Here is a 15,226-nt window from a genome sequence, read left to right as displayed (position 1 = left end):
GGTTACAGTGCGGTACATGCCTCATCCCGCCGTCGTCTGGGACTCCGCACTGCTCAAGTACGACCTCGGCGGGGAGCACCCGTTCAACCCGGTGCGGCTCGAGCTGACCATCCGGCTGGCCACCGAGCTCGGCGTGCTCGGGGACGTCCCGTTGCTGGTGCCGGAGCCCGCTTCCGACGACGAACTACGCCGTGTGCACTCCGACGAGTACCTCGCCGCGGTGAAGCAGGCCCCGCTCGCGGGGTGGGACGTCGGCCACGGGCTCGGCACCACCGACAACCCGGTGTTCAGCGACATGCACGACGCGACCGCGCTCGTCGTCGGGTCCACCCTGCTCGGGGCGCGCGCGATCGCGGAGGGCGCCAGCCGCCGCGCGGTGAACATCGCGGGCGGGCTGCACCACGCGATGCGGGACCACGCGTCCGGGTTCTGCGTGTACAACGACTGCGCGGTGGCGATCTCGTGGCTGCTCGACCACGGGTTCGAGCGCATCGCCTACGTCGACACCGATGTGCACCACGGCGACGGCGTGCAGGCCGCGTTCTACTCCGATCCGCGCGTGCTGACCGTGTCGCTGCACCAGCACCCGTTCACGTTGTGGCCCGGCACCGGGTATTCCGCCGAGACCGGCGGGCCCGGTGCCGAGGGCACGGCGGTGAACATCCCGTTGCCGCCCGCGACGCGCGATCCGGCTTGGCTTCGCGCGTTCCACGCCGTGGTGCCGTCGTTGCTCGCGGAGTTCCGGCCGCAGGTGCTCGTCACCCAGTGCGGGGTGGATTCGCACGAAGAGGACCCGCTCGCCGATCTTTCGCTGTCCGTCGACGGGCACCGCACCATCTACCGCACCCTGCGGACGCTGGCCGACGAGCACGCCGAAGGGCGGTGGCTCGCCGTCGGCGGGGGCGGATACCAGTTGATCAGGGTGGTGCCGAGGTCGTGGACGCACCTGCTGGCGACCGTGCTGGACCGCGATCTCGACCCGGAGACCCCGGTGCCGCCGGACTGGCGGACTTCGGTCAGCCGCGCGGCGCCCAACGCGGAGCTCCCGCTGAAGATGACCGACGGTGCCGAGACGGAGTACCTGGCCTGGGGCGGCGATCGCGACGAACCGGTCGACATCGCCATCCGCGACACCCGGCGCGCGGTGTTCCCCGCGCACGGCCTCGATCCGGACGATCCGAGGGATTAGCCATGAGCACCGACGACGTGCTTTTCCCAGCGGAGGAGCCATGAGCACCGACGACGTGCTTTTCCCAGCGGAGGAGCCATGAGCACCGACGACGTGCTTTTCCCAGCGGAGGAGCCATGAGCACCGACGACACCGGCGACACGGGCCGGTCCGCCGCGCACGACCCGTTCGACTACCCGCGGGCGTGGGAAGCGGACGTGGTGCTGTCCGACGGCGGGACCGTGCACCTGCGCCCGATCACCCCCGACGACGCCGACGGCCTGGTCAAGTTCCACGGGAAGCTGTCGGAGCGGACGCGGTACCTGCGGTACTTCGGGGCGTACCCGAGGATCCCGCAGCGCGATCTCGAGCGCTTTTCCACCGTCGACCACCACGATCGCGTCGCCTTCGTCGCCTTGCTCGGTGACGACATCGTGGCCGTGGGCCGGTACGAGCGGCTCGGCGGCACCCCGTCGGCCGAGGTCGCGTTCGTGGTGGACGACGCGCACCAAGGCCGCGGGCTGGGGTCGATCCTGCTGGAGCACTTGGCCGCGGCCGCGTCGGAATGCGGGCTGCGCCGGTTCGTCGCCGAGGTGCTGGCGGAGAACTCGCCGATGGTGCGGGTGTTCCGCGACGCCGGCTACCAGGTGAGCAGGGCCATCGAGGAGGGCGTGCTGCACCTCGAATTCGACATCGACCCGACCGAGGAATCGCTCGCGGTCGCCCGGTCGCGCGAGCAGGCCGCCGAGGCCCGCAGCGTGCACAACCTGCTGCACCCGCGCTCGGTCGCGGTGATCGGGGCGTCGACGGATCCCACGAAGATCGGCTACGCCGCGCTGACCAACCTGCTCTCGGCCGATTTCGCGGGCACGGTCTACCCGGTCAACCCCGAGCACCGGTCGGTGCGCGGCGTGCGCGCCTATCCGTCCGTTGTGGACATTCCGGATCCGGTGGACCTCGCCGTGGTCGCGGTGCCCGCGGACCAGGTCGAGTCCGTTTTGGACGGTGCGCTGGCCAAGGGCGTGAAGACACTGCTCATCGTTTCGGGCGGGTTCGCCGAGGCCGGGCCGCACGGGCTGCACGCCGAGCTGCGGCTGGTCGGCGAGGCACGCGCGCACGGGATGCGGGTGGTGGGGCCGAACGCGCTCGGCGTGCTGAACACCGACCCGGCGATCCGGCTCAACGCGACGCTCGCGCCGCGCCTGCCCGCGCGGGGCCGCACCGGGTTCTTCTGCCAGTCCGGTGCGCTCGGCACGGCGATCCTCGCCGACGCGGAGGCGCGCGGGCTCGGACTGTCCACGTTCGTCTCGGCGGGCAACCGCGCCGACGTTTCCGGCAACGACCTGCTGCAGTACTGGGAGACCGATCCCCGCACCGATCTCGTGCTGCTCTACCTCGAATCGTTCGGCAACCCGCGCAAGTTCGCGAGGCTGGCGCGGCGGCTGGCCCGCAGCAAACCGGTGGTCGCGGTGAAGTCGGGCCGCCACGCGGTGCGCCCGCAGCTGGCCGCGACCTCGGCCGAGGTCGACGAATCCAGCGTGCAGGCGCTGTTCGAGCAGGCCGGGGTGGTCCGCGTCGAGTCGATGGCGCAGCTGTTCGACACCGCGCTCGTGCTGGCGCACCAGCCCCTTCCCGCGGGGCCGAGGATCGGCATCGTGGGCAATTCGAGCGCGATCGGCCTGCTGGCCGCGGACACGGCGCGGGCGCAGGGCCTCCGGCTGGCGTTCGACCCGGTGGACGTAGGCACCCAGACCGGGCCCGCGGAGTTCGCGGCCGCGGTGCGGGAAGCGCTCAACTCGCCGGAGACCGACGCGCTGGTGGTGGTGTTCGTCCCGCCGCTGGCGATTCCCGGTACGACCTACGCGCGGGCGCTGCGCGAGGTGGTCACCGCGCTGGGCAAGGACAAGCCGATCGTGTCGACCTTCCTCGCCGCCGAGGGCGTGCCCGCGGAGCTGGCGGTCCGCACCGAGGACGGCGCGCCGACGCGCGGCTCGGTGCCGTCCTATCCCAGCCCCGAGCGCGCGGTGACGGCACTGGCCAGGGTCGTGCGGTACGCGGCGTGGCGGCAGCGCCCGCAGGGGAACCTGGTGCGGCCCGCCGAGATCCACACCGAGCAGGCACAGGACGTCGTGCGCGAGTTCCTGTCCACAGTGGACGACAAGACGACGGTGCTCGAAGACGCCGAGGTGGTGCGGCTGCTGGCGTGCTACGGCATCGAAGTGGTGCCGTTCAGGGTGGTGCTGTCGGCGGGCCAGGCGGCGGCCGCCGCGGGCGAACTCGGTTATCCGGTGACGCTGAAGGCGGTCGACGAGCGCCTGCGCGGCAGGCCGGACCTGGCGGGTGTGCGGCTCGACCTCAACTCCGAGGACGCGGTGCGGACCGCCTACGAGGACATCAAGGTCGTTTCGGGGGACGACGAGGTGTACGTCCAGCAGATGGCGCCGAAGGGCATGTCGTGTGTGATCGGGCTGCAGGACGACCCGTCGTTCGGCACCCTGGTGTCCTTCGGGCTGTCCGGTGTGGTCAGCACCCTGCTCGGCGATCGCGCCTACCGGGCGGTCCCGCTGACCGACGTGGACGCGGCCACGCTGATCCGCGAGCCGAGGACGGCGCCCCTGCTGACCGGGTACCGCGGTGACGAGCCGGCGGACCTCGCCGCGCTGCAGGATCTGGTGCAACGGGTGGCCGCGCTGGCGGAGGACAACCCCGAGGTGCGATCGCTGTCGCTGGACCCGGTGCTGTGCTCGCCGGACGGGGTGTTCGTGGCGAACGCGCGCATGGTGCTGGGGCCGCCGCCGTCGCGCCCGGACTCGGGCCCGCGCCGCCTCCGCCCGATCACCGCGCCGGACTGACGCCGCCAGCGTTGGCCGGTTCCGGCCGCGGGGCGACCTTTCCCGGTGGAACACGGATATCGTCCGCGCCGTGCGGGGCGAATGGCTGGACGACGAGCACGCGGCACTCGGGCCGTGGACGCTGTCCGAAAAGGACAGAGCGTGGATCGACCGGTACGAGGGCGTGGAACGGCTGGCGTTCGCGCTGACGCTGAAGTGCTACCGGATCGTCGGGAAATTTCCTTGGCACGTGGCGGATATCGACGATCTCGTGGTGGCCCACGTCGCCGAGCAGGTCGGGGTGGACGCGGATCTGCGGGCGTGGTGGCACCCGAGAAGGGTCGCCCGGTACGCCGCGGCGATCAAGGCGGCCGAAAACGCCGATGATCCGGCCGGGCTCCGGGATGTGCCGCGCAACGCGGTGACCGCGGGGGTGGGCGTTCTCGTGCTGGCCGCCCTGCTGTACGTGATGTCGGGCATGTTCGCGCCACCGTCCTATTCGGTCGGGTTCGGCGAGGAAGGCGACGAGTGCGCGGACGGGCGGTCGGCGTATTTCCTTTCCACCACGGGAGAAGAAGCCCGGTGTGAACCGACCGGCGCGCTGGCGAATCCCTTGTCCGCGCGATCGACCGCCGAGCCAGCGACACCGGGAGCCAAGCAGCTCGGCGAGGCCGACGGTGCCGAGATCCGGCGGCTCGTGCGAGAGCTGGCCGCCGACCGGGACGGGATCACCGGCGCTGACGAGTCCGAAGTGGACGATCTACTGGACTCGATGAACGCCCGCGACGCCGGGCGGGATCCGCTTCGGGGCCGCCTGGCGTGGTGGTCCGCCGCCTGCCTGATCACCGCGCCCGTCCTGGTCCTGCTGGCCTTCGCGGTGAAGCTCGCGTTCCGGCGAGGATGGCTCTATGCCGTCTATGCGGACGGAGTGCGGAGAAGTCGACCGGGCTGAGCCGCTTCACCCCGCCGGGTCGAGGTCCGACCACCATCGTTCGGCGACGCGCGGGTGTGACCGCAGCCAGCCGAGCAGTGCTTTTTCCCCGTACGCGGCCAGCAGCGGGTTGTCCGCGTCCTGGGTGACACCGCGCGCCCGCGCCGCCAGCGCGGGTGGCAGGGGCAGCGGTTCCACGACCGCGTCGAGGCGCGGCGCCAGGAAGAACGGCACCGAATAGCGGTCGACGGGCTGGCTGAGCACGCGGTGGTCGGTCGCCTTCAGGTAACCGCCGGTGGCGATTTCGAGCAGCTCGCCGATGTTCACCACGAACGCGCCAGGCAGCGGGCCCACGTCGATCCAGGTGTCGCCGCGGCGCACCTGGAGGCCGCCGATCTCGTCCTGCTGGAGTAGCGCGAGGTAGCCGTAGTCCTTGTGCGCGCCGACGCCCTGGTCCGTCGAGCGCCGCGGCGGGTAGTGCACGACCTTGAGGTGGATCGCGGCTTCGTCGTCGAACCACCGGTCGAAGTAGGCGTCGTCCTGCCCGAGCGCGGCGGACAGCGCGCGGAGCACTGCGCGGGACACGCGCAGCGCCTCCGCCTGCCAGGCCAGCACCGTTTCGCGGAGTTCGGGCAGCGCGGACGGCCACTGGTTCGGGCCGACGAGGCGCAGGTACGCGGGGGAGGGCTTGTCGAGTGCCGCGCGTTCCGGGCCGATGTCGAGCTGTTCGCGCCAGTCGGCGGCGCCTGCCGTCCGTTCGGTGCCGGTCCGCGTGTAGCCGCGGAAGTGCGGGGAGCGCACGTTTTCGATCTCGAGCCGCTCGGCTTCCGGCAGCGCGAAGAACCGCCGCGCGACGGCGAACAAGCGCTCGGTGAGCTCGGCGGGGACACCGTGCCCGACCAGGTAGAAGAACCCGACCTCGTGCGCGGCGGCGCGCAGGTCGCCGAGGAACCGCTCTCGATCCGGGCCGAACCGCGCGAGGTCGATGACCGGCAGTCCGGTCGCGGGCTCCGCGTGCGCGAGATCGGTCATGGCACCACGACACCACCGATCGGCGGGCCGGTGCCAGCGGTCCCGGATCTTGGACACTGACTTTACGTTTATCGAGATGTTGTCAAGTGAGGTGTACATGACTTACTCTTTTGTAAACCTGCGATGGAGGAGGCGACATGACCAGTGCGACGGGATCGGTCCCGGCGGGCTCGAGCGAGCGGTGGACCGACCGCAAGCGCTACCTCTGGCTGATCGGGCTGGTGGTGCCCTCGCTGGCGTTCCTGGCGATCGGGCTGCACGCGGCCACGGGCTGGGGCGTGTGGTTCTGGATCGGCCCGCTGGTGATCCTGGTGGTGGTGCCGCTGATCGACCTGGTGGCAGGGCTGGACCGGGCCAACCCGCCGGACGACATGATCGAGGCGCTGGAGAACGATCGCTACTACCGCTGGATCACCTACGCTTTCCTGCCGATCCAGTACGTCGGCTTCGTCTTCGCCTTCTGGCTGATCGCCACCGGCGATCTGTCCACAGTGGACAAGATCGGGCTGGCGGTGTCGATCGGCTGCATCGGCGGCATCGGCATCAACACCGCGCACGAGCTGGGCCACAAGAAGGAGAGCCACGAACGCTGGCTGTCCAAGATCGCGCTGGCGCAGAGCTTCTACGGGCACTTCTACATCGAGCACAACCGCGGTCACCACGTCCGGGTCGCCACCCCGGAGGACCCGGCCAGCAGCAGGGTCGGCGAAAGCTTCTACCGGTTCTGGCCGCGCACGGTGTTCGGCTCGCTCGCCTCGGCATGGGGTTTGGAGCGCAAGCGCTACGCCCGCCGGAACCAGCACCCGTTCCGGATCGGCAACGACGTGCTCAACGCCTGGCTGATGTCGGCGGTGCTGTGGGCCGCGATGATCGCCTGGCTCGGCGTGGGCATCCTGCCGTACCTGGTGATCCAGGCGGTGATCGGGTTTTCGCTGCTGGAAGTGGTGAACTACATGGAGCACTACGGGATGCTGCGCCGCCAGGTCGGCTCGCCGGAACGTCGCCGCTACGAGCGCGTGGACCCCAGCCACAGCTGGAACTCCAACAACATCGCCACCAACGTGCTGCTGTACCACCTGCAGCGCCATTCCGACCACCACGCCAACCCGACCCGGCGGTACCAGACGCTGCGGGACTTCGAGGAATCCCCCGTGCTGCCCACCGGGTATGCCGGAATGATCGTGCTCGCGCTGGTTCCGCCGGTGTGGCGGCGCGTGATGGACGAGCGGGTGCTCGCGCACTTCGGCGGTGACATCAGCCGCGCCAACATCCAGCCGGGCAAACGGGAAAAGGTGCTGGCCCGCTACGGCGCCGCGGAGCACGCGCCGGAGGACGAGCGGGCGGGCGCCGACACCAGGGGAGACGCCGCCGACGGCGGGATGTGCCCCGGCTGCGGCTACGTCTACGACGAAACGCGCGGCGATCCGAGGGAGGGGTTCCCGGCGGGCACGCCGTGGTCGGCGATCCCCGACTCGTGGTGCTGCCCCGATTGCGGCGTAAGGGAAAAGGTCGATTTCGTGGCACCGGGAAGGGTGAGCGCGTGATGAGGATCGAAGCGGACCGTGCCAAGTGCGACGGGCTCGGCATGTGCGAGGCGATGGCCCCGGACTTCTTCGAGGTCGGTGACGACGGCACCGTCGTGGTGCTCGACGAGAGCCCCGGCGAGGAACACCGCCAGGACCTCGCCGCCGCGGTGGACGCCTGCCCGGTGCTGGCACTGAAACTGCTGGAGCGGACATGACCCTCGTCGTGGTCGGCGCGTCCCTCGCCGGGTTGCGCGCGGTCGAAGCGGCCCGGCGGGCCGGTTACTCCGGCCGCCTCGTCCTGATCGGGGCGGAGGAGCGCCTGCCGTACGACCGGCCGCCGCTGTCCAAGGCGTTCCTCGGCGAGGACGGCCCCACCGAGGTGGAGCCGCTGCGCACCGAAACCGAGCTGCGCGAAGACTTCGACGTCGAGCTGATGCTCGGCACCGCGGCGACGGCGCTGGACACCACCGTTCGCGCGGTGTCGGTGGCGGGCACCGCGGTGCCCTACGACGCGCTCGTGATCGCCACCGGCACGACCGCGCGGCGGTTCCCCGGCACCGAAGGGATCTCCGGCGTGCACGCGCTGCGCACGGCCGAGGACGCCGCGGCCGTGCGTGCCGGACTGGACGCCGGTGCGCGCACGGTGGTGGTGGGCGCCGGGTTCATCGGGTCGGAGGTCGCCTCCGCGGCGCGCAAGCGCGGGCTGCCGGTGACCGTCGTGGAGGCGGAGAAGGTGCCGCTCTCGCGTTCGGTCGGCCCGCACGCGGGCACGGTGTGCGCCGATCTCCACCGCGACGCCGGTACCGAGCTGCGCCTGGGCACCGCGGTCGACGGATTCGAAACCGACGGCGGCGCCGTGACCGGGGTGCGGCTGGGCACCGGAGAGGTGCTGCCCGCCGAGCTCGTGGTCGCCGGGATCGGGGTCAGCCCGGCCACCGGCTGGCTCGAAGGCAGCGGTGTGCACCTGCACGAACGCGACCGGGGCGTGGTGTGCGACGCGACGCTGTCCACGGGCGTGCCGGGGGTGTACGCCGCGGGCGATGTCGCGCACGTGCCGAATCCCGGTTTCGACCAGGAGCTGATGCGGCTGGAGCACTGGACCAACGCCGCCGAGCAGGGTGCCGCGGCCGCGCGCCACGCGCTCGACCCGGCGGCGGCGCGCCCGCTCTCGCCGGTGCCGTACTTCTGGTCGGACTGGTACGGGCACCGCGTGCAGTTCGTCGGCACGCCGCGTGCCGACGAGGTCGTGGTGGCGGTCCCGGCGGAGTCCGGGTTCACCGCGCTCTACCGCCGCGACGACCGGATCGTCGGCGCGCTCACCGTCGACCGGCCTCGCGAGATCATGAAGTACCGGCGCCGCATCGCCGGCCGGGCGCCGTGGCGGGACGCACTCGCCTTCGCCGCCGCCTCACGGGAGGTCGCCGCCTAGGATGACGACCATGACTGAGGCTTCGCCGGTAGCGGGCGGCCGGTACCGGCAGCCGATCATCACCGCGGCCGTCGAGCTGACCGCCGACGCGGGCTGGGCCGCGGTCACCATGGCCCGGCTGGCCGAGCGGGTGGGCGTCAGCCGCCAGACCGTCTACAACGAGGTCGGGTCGAAGGCGGCGCTCGCCGACGCCATGATCTCCACCGAGCTCGGCCGGTTCCTTTCGCTCGTCGGCGACGCCTTCGACCGGCATCCCGACGATCTCGTCGAGGCGATCTACGAAGCGGTGCGCGTGGTGCTGGAACTCGCCCGCGACCACACGCTGCTGCGCGCGATCGTGTCCGCCACGCACAGCGCCGACACCGAGCTGCTGCCCCTGCTGACCACCGGGTCGGGCGCACTGCTCGCCGAAGCCAAGACCGTGCTGACCACGCGGGTGCTGGCGTATCGCCCGCCGCTGGACGACGAGCAGCTCGCCGTGGTGATCGATCTCGTCGTTCGCGCGGTGCTGAGCCATGTGATGCGGCCGTCCGATCAGCCTGGCCGGGTCGCTGACGGGATCGCGTGGATGGCGGCGCGCGCGCTCGAGGTCACGCCGAGGCAGTCGTTGCGGAGCGCGCCGATCCGGGCCACGCGTCGCGGTTAGCTCCGCGCGGCCCGGATCGTCTTGTGCGGCAAGGAAATCAGGCGGGGGCGGGCTCGAAGTGCCGGTTCCGGTCGAGTGCCCGCAGCCCGATCACGCACGCGGCGCCGAGTGCGATGAGGCCGAGCCAGGGGATTTCCGGCCAGCCTCCCGCGCGCGCCAGGTCGAGCACGGTGCCGGTGCCGAGGTTGCCCACGAGGATCCCGACGCCGACGACGGTGTTGTAGAACCCGTAGTGGGTGGCGACGAGCCGGTCACCGCAGAGGCGCACCACGGTGTCCATTTCGAACGGGAACACCGCGACCGTGCCCAGCGTCAGCAGGATCGCCGCCACGACGAGCGCGGCACCCGCGAGCACCGGCCCGGTGCGCGCGGCGGCGAGCGGCGCGGCGAACGACGCGGCCATCAGCACGAGTCCGATGGCCACGCAGGTGCCGGGCGACCAGCGCGCCTTGAGCCAGCCGGTGACCTTGAGCTGGCCGAGCACCGCCAGCGCGCCCGAAACCGCGAACAGCGCGGCGGTCAGCGCGGTGCCCGGCGTCCCGGGGCCCGCGATCCGGCGCGCTTCCATCGGCAGCGCCAGGTACATCTGGAACGACAGCACGTACGACCCGGTCATCACCAGCGCGAACAGGACGAACGAGCGGTTGGCCGCCACGACCCGCCATTCGGCGAGCACCGACCGGCGCGGTCCGCGCCCTGCCTCCGGCTCCCGAGGGGGCAGCGCGCGGAGCTGGACCACGGTCAGCGCCGCGAACACCGCGGCCGCCACCAGGCACGTGAGCCGGAAGTCCACTGTGGTCAGTGCGAGGCCGACGACGGGCCCGGCGAGGATCCCGCCCTGGTAGAACACGTTGAACACGGCGAACGCCTCCACCCGCCGCGGTCCCGAATCGGCGGCGAGGTAGGCGCGGACCGCCGGGTTGAACAGGGCACCGGCGAACCCGGTCGCCGCCGACGCGACGATCAGCGTCGGCAGCGAATCGACGACGCCCAACACCGCGAACCCCGCGGTCCGCAGCACGCAGCCCGCGACGATCAGCGGTTTGTACCCGAACCGGTCGGCCAGCGTGCCGCCGACCAGGAACATGCCCTGCTGCGAGAAGTTCCGGATCCCGAGCACCAGGCCGACCGCCCACCCGGCGAGGCCGAGCGGTCCGGCGAGGTAGCTCGCCAGGTAGGGCATCAGCATGTAGAAGCCGACGTTGATGGTGAACTGGTTGACCATGAGCAGCTTGCTCGGCCGGTCGAAGGACCGGAACTGCTGCAGCAGCGGCCTCATCGCGCGCCCCGCACGTTCGCGCAGCGCGTCCACCGTTCGACCACCCGCTCGCCGGGGTGGGCGATGGTGTCCGGTTCGGCGGGCGGGCGCGTGCCCAGCAAACCGTGGTGCGCGCAGTATTCGTCGTTGAACACGGTGTCGAAGTAGCGGTGCGGCCCGTCCGGGAACACCGCGGCGATCCGCACGTCCGGGTCGTGGGTGCGCGCGATCCAGCCCGCCACGAGCGCCACCGCGCCGACGCTCCACCCGCCGGTGACGTGGTGGGTGGCGGCGAGCCCGCGGCACGTCCACACCGCGTCCGCCGGGGTGACCCAGTGGACCTCGTCGAACGCGGCGTGGTCCACGTTGCGCGGGTGGATGCTGGAGCCGAGCCCGCGCATGAGCCGCGTGCGCGCGGGCTGGCCGAAGATCGTCGAGCCGACGGTGTCCACGCCGACCAGCCGCAGCCGGGGGAAGTACCGCCGCAGCACCCGGAACACCCCGGCCGAGTGCCCGCCGGTGCCCACCGAGCAGACCAGCACGTCGATCCGGCCGAGCTGCGCGGCCAGCTCGTCGGCGAGCGGCGCGTACGCGGTCACGTTGTCCGGGTTGTGGTACTGGTCGGGGCACCAGGCGCCGGGCCGGTCCGCCATCAGCTCGCGCACCCGGTCGCGGCGGGCCTGCTGCCAGCCGCCGGTGGCGTGCGGCCGCGTGACGACGTCGACGCGGGCGCCGTGCGCGGCGAGCAGCCGGAGCATGATCGGCTCCATCCCGGGATCGGTGACGAGCGTGACCGGGTGCCCGTGCACGATGCCGGCCAGCGCCAGCCCGAGGCCGAGCGTGCCGCTGGTCGATTCGACGATGGGGGCGCCTTCGGCGAGTTCGCCGCGTTCCTTCGCCCGCGTGACCATGTGCAGCGCGGGCCGGTCCTTCATACCGCCGGGGTTGAAGCCTTCGAGCTTGGCCCAGAATCCGCGGCCGGTGCGGGTGAGCGGGTCTTCGATCCACAGCACGGGCGTGTTCCCGACGGCGAGCGCGGGGGAATGGCAGCACGCGGCGGTGGTCAGCAGGCGCGCGGAGCCTGGTGTGTGCAGGACAGCGTTCATCAGGGCACCTTTCGATCTCGTGAACGGGGCGGAGGCGGGCGCGCGGCAGCGCCGGACAACCGGGGGCCTCCGTGAGGGAAATGAGCTGCGGGGCGCGCGGGCGCGCGCCGGTCACCTCAGATCCGGAACACGCAGAGATCGACGAGCAGGTGCCTGCCCGGTGGGCGGAAAGCCGGTGCACGGACGGAAACCGCGCGAGCGGGCTGGATCGCGGGACCGGGGCCGTCGGGCACCGGCGCGACGGACGCGGGACCGGAATCGCGGAGCGGGATCGGGACGACTCCGGCGGCGATGTGCTCCGAAGGCTCGTGCTCGCCGCGATGACCGTGTTCGGGGCACGAATCGCCCGCAGCCACCGGATTTCCGGTGATCGCGCTCTGCGCCTCGGAGGCGCTGTGCCCGTCGAGCGCGAACGGCGCGGCGGAACCGGATTCGGCGTGCAGGGCGCCCGCGACGAGCAACCCCAGCAGGGCGACGACGACGAACCGCGCCAATCGCGTAGCCATCCGGGCACTCACGGTCGCGACGGTACCAGGGGCCGGGCGGGCGCCGCCGCGCTGGACGAGTGATCTTCCCGATTCACCCTCGGCGCGAGATCTCATCCGGATTTGACGCCACGGCAAGGAATTCCGTCACGGAGCCGAGCCGTGGTAGCCGTCCGCCCGCCGGATCCAGACGGGATCGCCGACGCTCGTCCCGTCCGCCGCCAGCGCGCGCTTGACCACCTTGTGCGTCGAGGTCTTCGGGAACGCCGCGCAGATCCGCACGTGGCGCGGGAGCTGTTTGGGGCCCAGATCCGGCTGCCCGGCGAGGAAATCGCCGAACGCGGACGGGGTGAGCGTGCCGTCGCGGAGCACGAGCGCGGCCATCACCTGGTCGCCGACCCGCTCGTCCGGTACCGCGTAGACCGCGGCCTCGGCGATGTCCGGGTGGCGCAGCAGCACCCGTTCGATGGGGGCGGTGCCGAGGTTCTCCCCGTCCACCCGCAGCCAGTCGCCGAGCCTCCCGGCGAAGTAGCAGTAGCCGTCCGCGTCGGCGTAGGCGAGGTCTCCGGTGTGGTAGACGCCGCCGCGCACCCGTTCCGCGTCGGCAGCGGGGTCGCCGTAGTACCCGGCGAAGGCGCCCGCGCCCGCGGTGTTGACGAGTTCGCCGATCGCCTCGGCGCCGTTCGTCAGCCGCCCGTTGCCGTCGAACTCGGCGGGCGGGCACCGGCTGCCGTGCTCGGGATGCCGGATCTCGATGCCGTCGGGCGGCATGCCGAGCGAGCCAGCCGGGGTTTCGGCGGTACGGGAAAAACCGATGCCCCCTTCCGTCGAGCCGAACGCGTCGACGACCCGGCACGAGAACCGCTCGGCGAACGCGGCGAGGTCCCGTTCGGCGCCTTCGTTCCCGTACACCAGGCGAAGCGGGTTGTCCGCGTCGTCGGGGCGTGGCGAGGTGGCGACCACATAGGACAGTGGCTTGCCGACGTAGTTCGCATAGGTGGCACCGAACCGGCGGACGTCGTCGAGGAACCCGGAAGCGGAGAAGTGCCGCCGGAACGCGACGGTGCCGCCCGCGGCGAGCCCGACGGCCCAGCCCGCCATCACCGCGTTGGAGTGGAACATTGGCATCGAAACGTACGCGGTGTCGCCAGTGGACAGTCCGAACCGGTCGGCGAGCATGCGGCCGGGGTAGGCGATCTTGGCGTGCGTGCAGCGGACCGCTTTGGGGTCGCCGCTGGTGCCCGAGGTGAAGATCAGCATCACCAGGCCAGCCGGGTCCGCGGCCGCCGGGTTCGGCGGCGTGCCGCGCTGCGCGCCGAGCGCGTCCATCCACTCCGGACTGTCCAAGGTGAACACCGGGACTGGGGAATCCGCCAGCAGCGGGAGGAACCGGCGCTCGGCGAGCACGAACTGGCAGTCGGCGAGCGCGCTGTCGCGCGCGAGCGCTTCGCCGCGGCGGGTGGGGTTGAGCCCGACGAGCACGGTGCCCGCGAGCGCGGAACCGCCGAGCAGGAACGAGAACGAGGGCACGTTCCCGGCCAGCACCCCGACGTGCGGCGGGACGCCGGGCCGCAGCATCGAGCGGAGGGCCGCGCCGTGTTCAGCGCACGCCCGCACGTGCTCGGCCCACGACCACACCGCGTCCTCGTAGCGCAGGCACGGGCGGTCGGAGTCCGCGTGCCCGAGCAGCAGCCCGGTGACCGTCGGTTCGTTCACAGCGAGGACGCCAGCAGCCCGCCGAGTTCCCGTAGTTGCGCGGTCGCGCCGCCGAGGGCGAACTCGTTCCGCTTCGCGGCGACGAAGTAGCGGTGCATCTCGTGCTCGGTGTCGATGCCGACGCCGCCGTGGACGTGCACGGCCGTGTGCGCGACGCGGTGCCCCGCTTCGGCGGCCCAGAACTTCGCGGTCGCGACCTCCTCGGCCGCGGGTTCGGCTTCGGAGAGCAGCCACGCGGCCTGCCACAGCGTGAGCCGTACCGCTTCGACGTCGGCGTAGGCGTCGGCGAGGCGCTGGCGGACCGCTTGGAAACTGCCGATCACGGCATCGAATTGGCGGCGTTCCCGCGCGTGCGCGGCGGTCAGCTCCAGCGCCCGTTCGAGCACGCCGAGCTGCGCCGCGCACAGCCCGACGGTGCCGCGCAGCCGCAGCCACTCCGCCACCCCCGCGCCGGGTTCGCCCAGCAGCGCGGAATCGGGCACCGCCGCCTCCGCCAGGGTCACCAGCGCCGAATCGCCCCGATCCACGGTCCGCTGCGGGTCGACGAGCAGCCCGGGGGAGTCCGAGGCGAGCACGAACACCGCGACGCCGTCGGCGGTGTCGGCGGGGACGAGCACCGCGTCGGCGTCGGCCGCGACCCCGACGGCGGTCTGGGTCCCGGACAGCCGCCAGCCGGAAGCGCTCCGTTCCGCGGTGAACCCCGGCGGCACCGAGACGTCCGGCAGCGCGACCGCGAACACCTTTTCCCCGCGCAGCGCGGGAATCAGCCAGCGTTCGAGCTGTTCGCCGCGACCGAACTCGGCGAGCGCGGCGGCGGCCATGGTGACCGTCGGCAGGTAGGGCAGCGGGGCGACCGCGCGCCCGAGTTCGATCAGCACGCTGCACTGCTCCAGCAGGCCGAAACCGCCGCCGCCGACCGCGGCGGGCAGCGCGGCGTCGATCAGCCCGGCACGGCCGAACTCCGTCCACAGTGCACGGTCGAGGCGCCCCGATCCGTGCTGCCCGAGGGTTTCGGGGGTGACGCGGTCGCCGAGGATCCGGCGGGCCAGCCCCGCGAGATCGCCCTGCGCTTCGGTGAGCGTGAAGTCCATGGAACCC

At 72.1% G+C, this 15,226-nt stretch carries 13 protein-coding genes; 7 read left to right on the top strand and 6 right to left on the bottom strand.

Going from position 1 to position 15,226, the window contains the following annotated elements; all coding sequences use genetic code 11:
* The first annotated feature begins 16 nt into the window (after positions 1–16).
* From HUW46_RS04755 to HUW46_RS04745, 3 genes are all read left to right on the top strand, one after another.
* Positions 17–1,189 carry an acetoin utilization protein AcuC gene (locus HUW46_RS04755; RefSeq protein ID WP_215546113.1) on the top strand — a complete coding sequence of 391 codons (1,173 nt, stop codon included), beginning with the start codon at positions 17–19 and terminating at the stop codon, positions 1,187–1,189.
* A 116-nt stretch (positions 1,190–1,305) separates the two neighbouring features.
* A complete protein-coding gene (locus HUW46_RS04750; protein ID WP_215546112.1) occupies positions 1,306–4,020 on the top strand; it encodes a bifunctional acetate--CoA ligase family protein/GNAT family N-acetyltransferase in 2,715 nt (904 codons plus the stop codon).
* 70 nt (positions 4,021–4,090) lie between these two features.
* Positions 4,091–4,951 carry a DUF4158 domain-containing protein gene (locus HUW46_RS04745; protein WP_215546111.1) on the top strand — a complete coding sequence of 287 codons (861 nt, stop codon included), beginning with the start codon at positions 4,091–4,093 and terminating at the stop codon, positions 4,949–4,951.
* Between the two features lie 6 nt (positions 4,952–4,957).
* Here HUW46_RS04745 and HUW46_RS04740 read toward each other — a convergent pair whose 3' ends face one another.
* The gene (locus tag HUW46_RS04740; protein ID WP_215546110.1) at positions 4,958–5,962 is read right to left on the bottom strand and encodes an isopenicillin N synthase family dioxygenase; all 1,005 of its coding nucleotides are present in this window, start codon (positions 5,960–5,962) and stop codon (positions 4,958–4,960) included.
* 137 nt (positions 5,963–6,099) lie between these two features.
* On the opposite strand from HUW46_RS04740, the gene HUW46_RS48865 reads away from it, so the two are divergent.
* From HUW46_RS48865 to HUW46_RS04720, 4 genes are read left to right on the top strand one after another with little or no spacing between them, the layout of a single operon-like run.
* Entirely contained in the window at positions 6,100–7,506 is a 1,407-nt protein-coding gene (locus tag HUW46_RS48865) for a fatty acid desaturase (protein ID WP_215546109.1), read from the top strand.
* A complete protein-coding gene (locus HUW46_RS04730) occupies positions 7,506–7,703 on the top strand; it encodes a ferredoxin (RefSeq protein ID WP_215546108.1) in 198 nt (65 codons plus the stop codon). Before HUW46_RS48865 ends, HUW46_RS04730 begins: the two co-directional genes overlap by 1 nt.
* Complete coding sequence (locus HUW46_RS04725; RefSeq protein WP_215546107.1) at positions 7,700–8,917, top strand: NAD(P)/FAD-dependent oxidoreductase; 1,218 nt, start codon at positions 7,700–7,702, stop codon at positions 8,915–8,917. The genes HUW46_RS04730 and HUW46_RS04725 overlap by 4 nt, the downstream gene beginning before the upstream one ends.
* Position 8,918: 1 nt before the next feature.
* Positions 8,919–9,563 (top strand): TetR family transcriptional regulator, encoded by a 645-nt coding sequence (locus HUW46_RS04720; RefSeq protein ID WP_215546106.1) that lies wholly within the window; start codon positions 8,919–8,921, stop codon positions 9,561–9,563.
* Positions 9,564–9,600: 37 nt separating this feature from the next.
* Here the strand turns inward: HUW46_RS04720 and HUW46_RS04715 are convergent, their stop codons facing one another.
* From HUW46_RS04715 to HUW46_RS04695, 5 genes are all read right to left on the bottom strand, one after another.
* Positions 9,601–10,842 (bottom strand): MDR family MFS transporter, encoded by a 1,242-nt coding sequence (locus HUW46_RS04715; RefSeq protein ID WP_215546105.1) that lies wholly within the window; start codon positions 10,840–10,842, stop codon positions 9,601–9,603.
* Complete coding sequence (locus HUW46_RS04710) at positions 10,839–11,927, bottom strand: PLP-dependent cysteine synthase family protein (RefSeq protein WP_215546104.1); 1,089 nt, start codon at positions 11,925–11,927, stop codon at positions 10,839–10,841. Before HUW46_RS04710 ends, HUW46_RS04715 begins: the two co-directional genes overlap by 4 nt.
* 116 nt (positions 11,928–12,043) lie before the next feature.
* Positions 12,044–12,433 (bottom strand): hypothetical protein, encoded by a 390-nt coding sequence (locus HUW46_RS04705; RefSeq protein ID WP_215546103.1) that lies wholly within the window; start codon positions 12,431–12,433, stop codon positions 12,044–12,046.
* A 126-nt stretch (positions 12,434–12,559) separates the two neighbouring features.
* A complete protein-coding gene (locus HUW46_RS04700) occupies positions 12,560–14,128 on the bottom strand; it encodes a long-chain-fatty-acid--CoA ligase (RefSeq protein WP_215546102.1) in 1,569 nt (522 codons plus the stop codon).
* Positions 14,125–15,219, bottom strand: a complete 1,095-nt coding sequence (locus HUW46_RS04695; RefSeq protein ID WP_215546101.1) for an acyl-CoA dehydrogenase family protein — start codon at positions 15,217–15,219, stop codon at positions 14,125–14,127. The genes HUW46_RS04700 and HUW46_RS04695 overlap by 4 nt, the downstream gene beginning before the upstream one ends.
* Positions 15,220–15,226 lie beyond the last annotated feature (7 nt).

The organism is Amycolatopsis sp. CA-230715, assembly GCF_018736145.1.
GTDB lineage: Bacteria > Actinomycetota > Actinomycetes > Mycobacteriales > Pseudonocardiaceae > Amycolatopsis.
This window is presented reverse-complemented; position numbering and strand designations above follow the sequence as displayed.

Excerpts from the sequence above, each read along its gene's own strand:
- HUW46_RS04730 (WP_215546108.1), top strand. The coding sequence starts at position 7,506 with ATGAGGATCGAAGCGGACCGTGCCAAGTGCGACGGGCTCGGCATGTGC.
- HUW46_RS04755 (WP_215546113.1), top strand. The coding sequence starts at position 17 with ATGCCTCATCCCGCCGTCGTCTGGGACTCCGCACTGCTCAAGTACGAC.
- HUW46_RS04710 (WP_215546104.1), bottom strand. The coding sequence starts at position 11,927 with ATGAACGCTGTCCTGCACACACCAGGCTCCGCGCGCCTGCTGACCACC.
- HUW46_RS04725 (WP_215546107.1), top strand. The coding sequence starts at position 7,700 with ATGACCCTCGTCGTGGTCGGCGCGTCCCTCGCCGGGTTGCGCGCGGTC.
- HUW46_RS04720 (WP_215546106.1), top strand. The coding sequence starts at position 8,919 with ATGACGACCATGACTGAGGCTTCGCCGGTAGCGGGCGGCCGGTACCGG.
- HUW46_RS04705 (WP_215546103.1), bottom strand. The coding sequence starts at position 12,433 with ATGGCTACGCGATTGGCGCGGTTCGTCGTCGTCGCCCTGCTGGGGTTG.
- HUW46_RS48865 (WP_215546109.1), top strand. The coding sequence starts at position 6,100 with ATGACCAGTGCGACGGGATCGGTCCCGGCGGGCTCGAGCGAGCGGTGG.
- HUW46_RS04740 (WP_215546110.1), bottom strand. The coding sequence starts at position 5,962 with ATGACCGATCTCGCGCACGCGGAGCCCGCGACCGGACTGCCGGTCATC.
- HUW46_RS04750 (WP_215546112.1), top strand. The coding sequence starts at position 1,306 with ATGAGCACCGACGACACCGGCGACACGGGCCGGTCCGCCGCGCACGAC.
- HUW46_RS04715 (WP_215546105.1), bottom strand. The coding sequence starts at position 10,842 with ATGAGGCCGCTGCTGCAGCAGTTCCGGTCCTTCGACCGGCCGAGCAAG.
- HUW46_RS04695 (WP_215546101.1), bottom strand. The coding sequence starts at position 15,219 with ATGGACTTCACGCTCACCGAAGCGCAGGGCGATCTCGCGGGGCTGGCC.